Genomic DNA, 8,653 nt, shown 5'->3' with positions numbered 1-8,653 from the left:
ATAGAAAAACCCTCAAGTTTAGCGGACTCGGAGGGTTTCTCAATACATAGGTGGGAATTAGTCCCTATTTAATTAGGTCTAGGAGTAGACCTTTGTTAGATATTTATATTCTAGCATATGGAGTCTAATTCCTGCTACTAAGGGAGAGAAAAAAATAGTGGGAAGAAATGACAAAGTCATTGATTTAAAGAAACGTGTTGATGAAGCTGAAAAAAATGCTAGAAAAAGAGATTTTGAGAAAGATTCAGAAGCTAGAGAAAAAGGCGAGGAATTAAAAGAAACAGTTTTAAAGCAATTAAAAGAAATTTATGGTGAGGATTTTTATATTGCGCCAGTAAAAGATCCATTTGCAGGGGAGCCGTTTAATCAGACCATGCATAGAAACTTAGATTTGTTAATTAGAATAAATTATTTAACACAAGCAGAGGAAAGTTTTTTATTTAGGATTCAAGCCTATTTGGAATTTAAAAGTAATGTGATAATTTGCAGGGAAGATAAATTTAAAAAGAAAAAGAAAAATGTTGAGGATGATTTTGAACTTCCAAAATCTGCAACTGTTTCAGATATTGCCGAAATGATAGGAAAATCAAGACAGAAAACCTCTGCTATTATGAATAGCTTAAAAGAAAAAGAGATTTTACTTAATCCCGAAGGGGCAGGTCATGTTATTGAAAATGGACGTACTGTAAGCCCTAGAACATGGATTGTGAATCCTTATATTATGATTTGTGCACCTCGTAAACATGAAGTGAAATTAGATAAATTAACAATGAGATTGTTTCAACATTCTTTGAAAAATCTTAAAGATCAAGACGGAAAAAAGGTAACTTTACCTGCAAGGTTTTTTTAATAAAAAAATTTTAGATCATATCAGAAAAAGATATGATCTTTTTTATTATTTGGAATTTTTTAGGTGTCACGAAAAGGTGACAAAAACACCTCAAAGTGTCACGAAAAGGTGACACCCTCAAAAGTACAACAAACCCAGTCATATCAAGGTTTCAAACCACTTTTACAAAACTCTCTCTATTATCACTATTATTTAATAGCAATTCGCCTTTTGTTTTGCAACCCCTAATTATATATATTTCTCGTTATTGCCTTTAAGGCTAAAAGGTTGCCCTGAAGGCAACCTAAAACCTGTCTTTAAGATAGGTTTGATCCATAATATTTTGAGATTGTTCGTATAGTAGGGGTTCATTTTTAGTTTAGGAAAATTTTTTCGACAAAATAGCAAATTATCTTAAGTTTAATGACTATATAAAGTGAGGGGCTATTTTGGATTTATTAACTGGTACTGGCAGATCCACCTTGTCAAACTTGGTTCCGCACAAAAAGCATTTCTAAATCGATATATAGGAGTAATAATAGATTTATAAAGATAGAAAAATAAAAAAAGGATTTAATGAATTTGTGAACAAATGTAAGTTGTCCACATAATTAACAAGGGGTACAGTTTGAAAGGAAAAAAAGATTTTATAATTGTACAAGCAGTGCTGTATAGAAACATACAAAAAATAAATTATTAAATTAAGAGGACTTTTTGAGAGATTTTTATATACTTTTGTTCCAAAAGTTCTTTCCAAAGTCTGAACTTTAACTATTTCATGCTTTAAAATAAAAAGCAGGGTTGTATTAGGACTACAACTCTGCTTGAAAGGAGGTGACCTTTTTATGAAACCACATCATATTCTTAATATTGTGTGCACAATCATTATGATTGTACTAACAACAGTGATAGCAACTTGTGCTGTTATTGCTATTGCTATCTAAAGCCACCCAAACCAGCATATGTCTGACCACATGTGTTGGTTTTTCTTTTATTATTTACATTGTAAACCTTTCAGATACTTATGAACAATAGCATGTTTTAACCAATGAAGTCTAAAACCTATCCTTACCACCATACGAAAGCGTAATTGTATCTACCAAAATTTCCACCATTTTTGACTAATAATTTATATCCATTCTCCTGAACCTTCTTCGTTGTTTATTTCATCATAGCAACTTTCACAAACCGTAGGATAAGGATCATGCTCGTTTGTTTTAATACCGCAATATTTACAATTCATTTTTCAATTCTCCTTTCTTTGATTTTTAATCTACCAAAATTTCCACCATTTCTTTTGTTGAGCTGAAGCAATTTCTTTTCTAGCTTGTTGAGATTCTTTTAATGCTTCTATAAGCTTACGATCTCTTTCTTCTAGTTTTTCATCAATGTACTCTTGTTGCTTTTTTATCGTTTCCAACAATAGCTCATTAAATTTCTTTTGTTCGTTCATGTCTTTTTGCAGTTGTATCAAGACTTCATTAGCTGTTATGGTCACTTCGTTTTCACCATCAGTCATGGTAACGGTTGTCGGTACATTCATTTTTGCTAGGACTTCCTCAACATCTTCTGATTGTTTCCCTTTTTCATATATTTCTCGTATTTTTTTAATGATAGCAAGGGATTCGGAAGCTACAAAGTAGGCTTTTCCTCTTTTTTTTATTTGTAAATGGTGTCCATGAATTCGAATGTATCTTCTGATTGTAGCGTTTGGTATACCTATTTCCTTCTCGATCTCCATGATTGAAAACCATTTTTGGTTGGTATCGTTCATCGGTCACGCAACCTTTCATACATCAGTCATACATTTATTATTCTATATTTATCAAGGAAATTCCTTGTTCACGCTCATGACTATACCGTTTATCAGTCATTGCGAAATTAAGTTGAAAAATATTTTTAAAAAGAGTGTGGCCAATCGAGTAATTTGATTGGCCACACTCTTTTTATTTACATTAAAAAAGGTTGTGGAAGTTTTTCTTCCTGTACCTTTTAAAAAATAAAACAAGCTCTTAATTAAATTAAGAACTTGTTTGTACGGGATTATCGGTAGCTGTTAAAGTAACGCAACCTAATTCCATGTGATAATTTTTCAATGTTGAAAAAGCGTATTTCTTTAGAATGTTTTGATCTCCTGTATTATAGGCTTGGACATAGCGATCTACATATTTTTCAAAAGATTGGATTATATGATTTTCAGCCTTAGCAATTTTCAAAAATTCCTCCTGTTCAATTTTGAAGGATTTGAGCGAAACAAAACGTGGATCTGTTATGATTATTGCTTTTGAATAATCTAAGCCTTTTCTATATTTTTGACCATTCTCTGTATAAATCTTTGTAGTAAAATTTTCTTTGTGTTTCATTTTCGAACGTAAAGGAATAGCAAATTTGTGTCCTTTAATCTCAACCATCAAAACCCCATAACCGCGCCCTTTGTTAACAAAAGTACCATCTCTTTTTTTATCTTCGACTTCTAACAAATGGCTATGTTCATCATAAAAATCCTGTGTTAATTGGTGCAATGTTATTTTCGCCATAATTTTCTCCTCAAAGTATTTATAAAACGAAAAAAAGACCTAGTAAAATACTAGGTCTTTTTGAAAAATCGCACAACATGTTTTTTGTCATTCAATGGGATTTCTTTTTTTAACGTGGGGCAGTCCCTACCACCAATACATCGTTCATTAAGGGATTTCTTTTTTTTACGAGGGGCTTCCCTTGCCACCTGCATCTAATTTTATTATATGTGGCGAATTCCCGAAAAGTCAAGGTACTAGCTGAACTTTAAGGAATTCATATTTTATTTTACCCTAGATCAGCTCAAAAATAACATTGTCCTTTCCCATTGTTTTAAGATGGGTTATTTACATACCTCGTTCTAATTCCTTTTTCTTTTGTCCTCTGTAGCGTTGTTTTTCCTCACGTTTAGATGTTTTTTCCATGTCTTTGTTAGCTTCTTGTACGGCTTCAAGAATGCCACCATAAAGGTCGGTTAATTGGTTCGCTTTTACTAATTTATTTTCATCAAGCAATGGTGTTTTGTTATTTTTTAATGATTCATCATGCTTTTTTATTAATTCTTTTGCGTTATCATACTGTTTCTTGATTTCACTAATTGGAACAACTTTGTTCATGCTTTTATTTATATTTTGGAGCTTGACGGCTTGTTCAAATTTCATGAATTTTATTTCAGGATTATTAGGGTATTTTAAAGACAGATGACGAACAAATTTGTTTTCCATGATTGCTTTTGTCTTAGAAAGAATGTCTTGCTCGATATTAGCTCGTAGCCTTTGATTTTTCAACTTCTCTAAGTCCTCACGATCCTTATTAGTTAGATTCCCAATTCCTTTACCAAACAGCTCTTTTTCTTTAGTTGAGATTCGTTCCTGGAATCGTTCTACTTGCTCTAATCGGAAAATGACATTAGAGTAAGTCAAATCCTTACCCTTTAGGCTTTCTTTTGCTTTATCAAATATTTTTTGTTCTTCAGAAGAATAGCTGTTTTTACCTTTAGAATCATTCCCTTTGATTTCAATGATTTGTTCGCTTAATTTTTTAATTTCAGCATCTATTTCTGCAAGCTCTGCTTTTCGATTTCTAATTACTTTATTGATTTCATCAATTTCCCTTTGAATGTTTCCTATATCGCTCTGCTTTCCCTCTTTCTCCATAGCATGAGCTACATGCCCTAGATGAACACTTGGCAATTCACCAATACCTCTGGCTTCATGTGATAGGTGGGAGATCCTTTCTTGGAATCCTGCTTTCTCTAAAGCCTTATTTGCATGGTTTGCCCATTCTTCTCGCCAATTTTCAAGAGTCTCTTTCCTATCCCAATCGGTTAATGGAACAGCAAAGAATTTTTTGTTTCCGTTTTTATCAAGAACATGCTCTCCATTTTCATTAAAAACATATTCTCTTTTTTTCTTGTTAGCCCAAGAGCCATCTTCGTTAAATGCTCTCATAGTAAGCATGATGTGAACATGAGGGTTATTTTCATCATCTCTATGTATGGCTATATCGGCTACCATACCTTTATCAACGAACTGTTCTTGAGCAAAATCTCGTATCAGTTCCAGTTGTTGTTCATTAGATAATTCTTTAGGTAGAGCAATATTGAATTCCCTAGCCAACTGGCTATTCCAATTCTTTTCGACAGCTTCAACTTCATTCCATAACCGTTGACGATCATATACCCATTCAGGAGCATGAGAAGGAGCTAAAATTATTGTTTCAGGTTGAACGTCTCTTTTGTAGAACTTCACTTCACCAGTACGTTCGTCTGTTAATTTCTCCCCACTACGATATGAAGCAGAAGCAACAGCAGATTGGTTTTTCCCTCTTGTAATTACGTTTCCTGAAAAGTGATAGATAGCCATGATTTCAACTCCTTTTTCTTAGACACCACGTGAACCCAATTTGACCGAAACGAAAAATGAAGAATCGAAGATTGTTTGTTTTTTGTTTTGGCTTGCCGAAGGCAATTAGGTTTTGACCTTCCGAGCATTCGGAAGGAAGTTTTTTTGTTGCGAAGCAACCGCACACACCAACCGGTGTATAAGTGCGCCCTTAAGGAATATTTTACCACGGTTAATTTGGAGAATCTAGCATTTTAGGTGCTGTATTCCTCTTGTTTAAGGTAAAATTGAAATCAGAAAATTTTTAATAGGAGGTGTATTTATATTGTGGAAAGAAATTGAAGTGAAGGATTGGAATCATTTTAATCAAGTAATTTCGGCATTTAATACAAAAGATTGGATATTTCGTGGGCAAAGTTGTGTGGAGTGGCGTATAGAGTCATCTTTATATCGAGAATGCAAAAGAGCAATTACTGAAACAGACAATGACAAATGTGTTTCTGTGGAAGCAAAGATGTTAAAAGAGTTTATATCATCTTACAAGCTGTATTCCAATCAACGAATATCTGAATATCCAAATAGTGATGATCAAAATGAATGGCTTGATGAAAAACTAAGTGCTTTATCAATAATGCAACATTATGGTGCTCCAACAAGACTTCTTGATTGGAGTTACTCGCCATACATAGCTACTTTTTTTGCCTTAGACGGTGCAAGTGATAATTTTTGCATTTATGCTTTAAATAAAAATAGTATTGAAAAATACAATAGAAATATATTAAAGATCAATGCTCATGATAAATTTAAGATTTTCTATAGCAAGTTTAAAGTAAAATCTCCGTTTTTGTATTCATATGAGCCGTTAGAAAAAAATGAACGCCTAAGAAAACAACAAGGGTTATTTATAGTACCTAGTTTTATCAATATGACTTTAGAGGAAATCTTAGATTCATATGGTATAAAAAATGGAGAATTAGAATTAGATGGTAAACAAGTTGCTATTAAAATTATTATTAGTAGAAATGAGCTTAAAGATTGGTGGTTTAGATTAGTACAAATGAATCTAACTCACGAAACTATTTATCCAGGGCTTGAGGGTTTTTGCAAATCATTAAAATTAAATATTTTAAAGTAAGTCACAATTAGTTAACATAACCACCCATTCTAGGAAGCTAAAATGCAAGTCAATCCTCAAATTTGGTCATTCTGAGCTAAAATTGAGGATTTTTTATGTGGGAAATAATTGATTTAAGTTCAAGAATTTCTATTTGGCGTTCTCTCATTTCCTTTCTTTTTCTTCAAATATCTCCCCACTTTGATTTTAAATATATGGTTCTATGACAGAACGATTTGGGTGCCTTTAGAAAAATTATCCAGAACTGGATTATCTCGTTCTGGCATAGATGGTTCTATTTGAGAACCATCCCCTGGATGCCTGTGTTATTTATGGAATACTTGATTTCAGATATCAATAAAATTTAAAAAAATATAGATTAAATGATTGCTTTTAATAGTCCTCTATTTTTGTTTTTGTAAATTTGCTAATTTTTTCAACCAAACCGTATACTTATCCTTACAGATAATGGTTGCCTTTAGGGCAACCTCTTAGCCTTTAGGGCATAAAAAAAACCACTCAAATTAAGAGTGGTTTTTTGCAAACTGTGTGGGCAGTCTGCTTAGGGCAATGATTGCCCATTCAATGGTGATTATCGCTAATGTAAGTATATCAAATTCAGGAGTTGGAGGGAATTTTATGTTAAAGATTTACGAAATTTTAGGAACGGATAAACCGATTTTTAAAGAAAGATTAACAGAACACTTTTTCCTTGATGAATTAACTTACTTGAATGAAGATCCTAAACAATATCGAATTATTGGTTATGTTCGATTCATAAAAAACAGACAAGTTTTTTTCAAACCTGTCTACTCTCTGATTTAACCCCCTGTTCTATTTGAGAACCCCCCCCCTTTAATGTTCAATTTGTCACTTTAATCGTTGAATATTAGTAACTTGTATTATATAATAAAGGTAACTTAAAATAAGAGGTGGAGAAAATTAATGGATCATATCTGGAATGACTTAAAAAACTGGGAAAGTATTTGGGAAGAACAATTGATAGAGGAACAGAGTGGTCCTGATCATGAATACAAAGAGCAAAATATTAAGCTATTAACTGGTCAATTAGAGTCGATTCGAAAAGCTTTAAAAGAAATAGGTAGGTGGATTTAAAATGTTAGAAGTATTGGATTTTCACCGGAAAATGTATGATGCTCGTTGGAATGGAGAAAGAGATTTATATACAAACTTTAGACAACTGGAAGATGAATTCGTGGCTATTGCAAATAAAGAAGGCATAGGCTACGAAAAAATAAACGAAATGCTTGAACAGCTTTATATTCCACCATATAAACATGATGTATTACCTGAACATTTAAAGCACTCTAATTCAGCTAAAAAGGAAAGTGTAGGTCGCCCAAGTCTTGGGGTTACTAAGAAAGTTTCTATCACGCTTCCTAGTGATATTTGGGATAAGATCGAAAAGGAAATTAAAGATCAGGATTTAAAATCTATGTCTGCCTACTTTCGTAGATTAGCGTTAGAGAATTTTAAAGGGGGAATGGTAAATGAAAAAGCTACGGATTTACAAGGAAAATGAGGAATTTGTGATTGAGAGGGTAAATGAATTTAATCATGCAACTAAACGAAAATTCATTAGTGAAAATGGATTATTAGAGGGGTTATTAGTTTATCAGTCTGTTATTGACGAATACGAACTGGAAGTATCAGACGAGTTAGGGGCAATAGTTACAAATTATTTAAACAGTGAGGAATTTCAAGAATGATTTGCTCTTACTGTAGTTCGGAAAACAATAAATTTGCGGAGGACTGCGAATTTTGTGGTGCTTCTTTGAAAAAGCAGCGCCCCAAAATGAGAGATTTTATTTATTTGGATCAATGCGAACTACCTTTTAGGGAGCTGTCGCTTTTTCATACTTATGACTTACTGATTTTGCTTCGATTGGTGAGGGAAGAACGCACAAAAAGTTATCACCTTATGAGAACTGTTCAGAAGGCTCCAGAAGGTGTTTTTGTGGATTCTGACACTCTAACCTTTGCTGAAAGCGAATATAGGCGTTATACGGCTCGTATGAGGGTTATAGAAGGGATTTTGATAGATAGGGTGGGGTACAAGCCTAAAAGAGTGGATGATAAGCTCCTAGAGAGTTTAAAAGCAAAAATAGAGGGGGATAAACAATGAGTGAAGCAGAACTGTTAAAATTAATCTTGCAAGAAGTAAAAGAGTTTAGAAGCGACATTAAGGATATAAAGAGAGATTTAAAGGATTTTCAAAGTTTTGAAAGGGTTAATAAGAAACTAGAGGAGATAAAAGAAATTGTTGTATCATAGAAAGAAAAATGCTAGAAAAAAGGAATTTTTGTTGTTATTGTCGAAACATAGAAA

General features: G+C 32.9%; 11 protein-coding genes. 8 read left to right on the top strand and 3 right to left on the bottom strand.

Translation table 11 applies throughout. The features are described 5' to 3' along the window. Nucleotides 1–157 precede the first annotated feature (157 nt). The gene (locus AC6CHV_RS26270) at nucleotides 158–850 is read left to right on the top strand and encodes a Rep protein (protein WP_498079976.1); all 693 of its coding nucleotides are present in this window, start codon (nucleotides 158–160) and stop codon (nucleotides 848–850) included. Nucleotides 851–2,102: 1,252 nt separating this feature from the next. On the opposite strand, the gene AC6CHV_RS26265 is transcribed toward AC6CHV_RS26270, so the two are convergent. The 3 genes from AC6CHV_RS26265 to mobQ form a co-directional block, all read right to left on the bottom strand. Next, entirely contained in the window at nucleotides 2,103–2,603 is a 501-nt protein-coding gene (locus AC6CHV_RS26265; RefSeq protein WP_498079975.1) for a DUF3967 domain-containing protein, read from the bottom strand. A gap of 247 nt (nucleotides 2,604–2,850) precedes the next feature. After that, on the bottom strand, nucleotides 2,851–3,366 hold the full coding sequence (gene tenpIN, locus AC6CHV_RS26260; RefSeq protein ID WP_498079974.1) for a type III toxin-antitoxin system TenpIN family toxin: 516 nt from the start codon (nucleotides 3,364–3,366) through the stop codon (nucleotides 2,851–2,853). 327 nt (nucleotides 3,367–3,693) lie between these two features. Beyond that, nucleotides 3,694–5,211: a MobQ family relaxase gene (gene mobQ / locus AC6CHV_RS26255; protein WP_498079973.1), complete on the bottom strand. Its 1,518-nt coding sequence runs from the start codon at nucleotides 5,209–5,211 to the stop codon at nucleotides 3,694–3,696. 304 nt (nucleotides 5,212–5,515) lie between these two features. On the opposite strand from mobQ, the gene AC6CHV_RS26250 reads away from it, so the two are divergent. The 7 genes from AC6CHV_RS26250 to AC6CHV_RS26220 all read left to right on the top strand — a co-directional run bounded on the left by AC6CHV_RS26250 (nucleotide 5,516) and on the right by AC6CHV_RS26220 (nucleotide 8,599). Next, nucleotides 5,516–6,325 carry an FRG domain-containing protein gene (locus AC6CHV_RS26250; RefSeq protein WP_498079972.1) on the top strand — a complete coding sequence of 270 codons (810 nt, stop codon included), beginning with the start codon at nucleotides 5,516–5,518 and terminating at the stop codon, nucleotides 6,323–6,325. A 618-nt stretch (nucleotides 6,326–6,943) separates the two neighbouring features. Next, nucleotides 6,944–7,129: a hypothetical protein gene (locus tag AC6CHV_RS26245; protein WP_498079971.1), complete on the top strand. Its 186-nt coding sequence runs from the start codon at nucleotides 6,944–6,946 to the stop codon at nucleotides 7,127–7,129. A 120-nt stretch (nucleotides 7,130–7,249) separates the two neighbouring features. Further along, nucleotides 7,250–7,420, top strand: a complete 171-nt coding sequence (locus tag AC6CHV_RS26240) for a hypothetical protein (protein WP_498079970.1) — start codon at nucleotides 7,250–7,252, stop codon at nucleotides 7,418–7,420. A 1-nt stretch (nucleotide 7,421) separates the two neighbouring features. Further along, the gene (locus tag AC6CHV_RS26235; RefSeq protein WP_498079969.1) at nucleotides 7,422–7,847 is read left to right on the top strand and encodes a hypothetical protein; all 426 of its coding nucleotides are present in this window, start codon (nucleotides 7,422–7,424) and stop codon (nucleotides 7,845–7,847) included. Continuing rightward, a complete protein-coding gene (locus tag AC6CHV_RS26230; RefSeq protein WP_498079968.1) occupies nucleotides 7,816–8,034 on the top strand; it encodes a hypothetical protein in 219 nt (72 codons plus the stop codon). The genes AC6CHV_RS26235 and AC6CHV_RS26230 overlap by 32 nt, the downstream gene beginning before the upstream one ends. 65 nt (nucleotides 8,035–8,099) lie before the next feature. Further along, nucleotides 8,100–8,450: a hypothetical protein gene (locus AC6CHV_RS26225; protein WP_498079967.1), complete on the top strand. Its 351-nt coding sequence runs from the start codon at nucleotides 8,100–8,102 to the stop codon at nucleotides 8,448–8,450. Beyond that, nucleotides 8,447–8,599 carry a hypothetical protein gene (locus AC6CHV_RS26220; RefSeq protein ID WP_498079966.1) on the top strand — a complete coding sequence of 51 codons (153 nt, stop codon included), beginning with the start codon at nucleotides 8,447–8,449 and terminating at the stop codon, nucleotides 8,597–8,599. Before AC6CHV_RS26225 ends, AC6CHV_RS26220 begins: the two co-directional genes overlap by 4 nt. Nucleotides 8,600–8,653: the final 54 nt, after the last annotated feature.

Source organism: Ferdinandcohnia sp. GQ5 (assembly GCF_059759275.1).
Note: the sequence above shows the minus strand (reverse complement) of the source record. Positions and strands in the feature narration are given on the sequence as shown.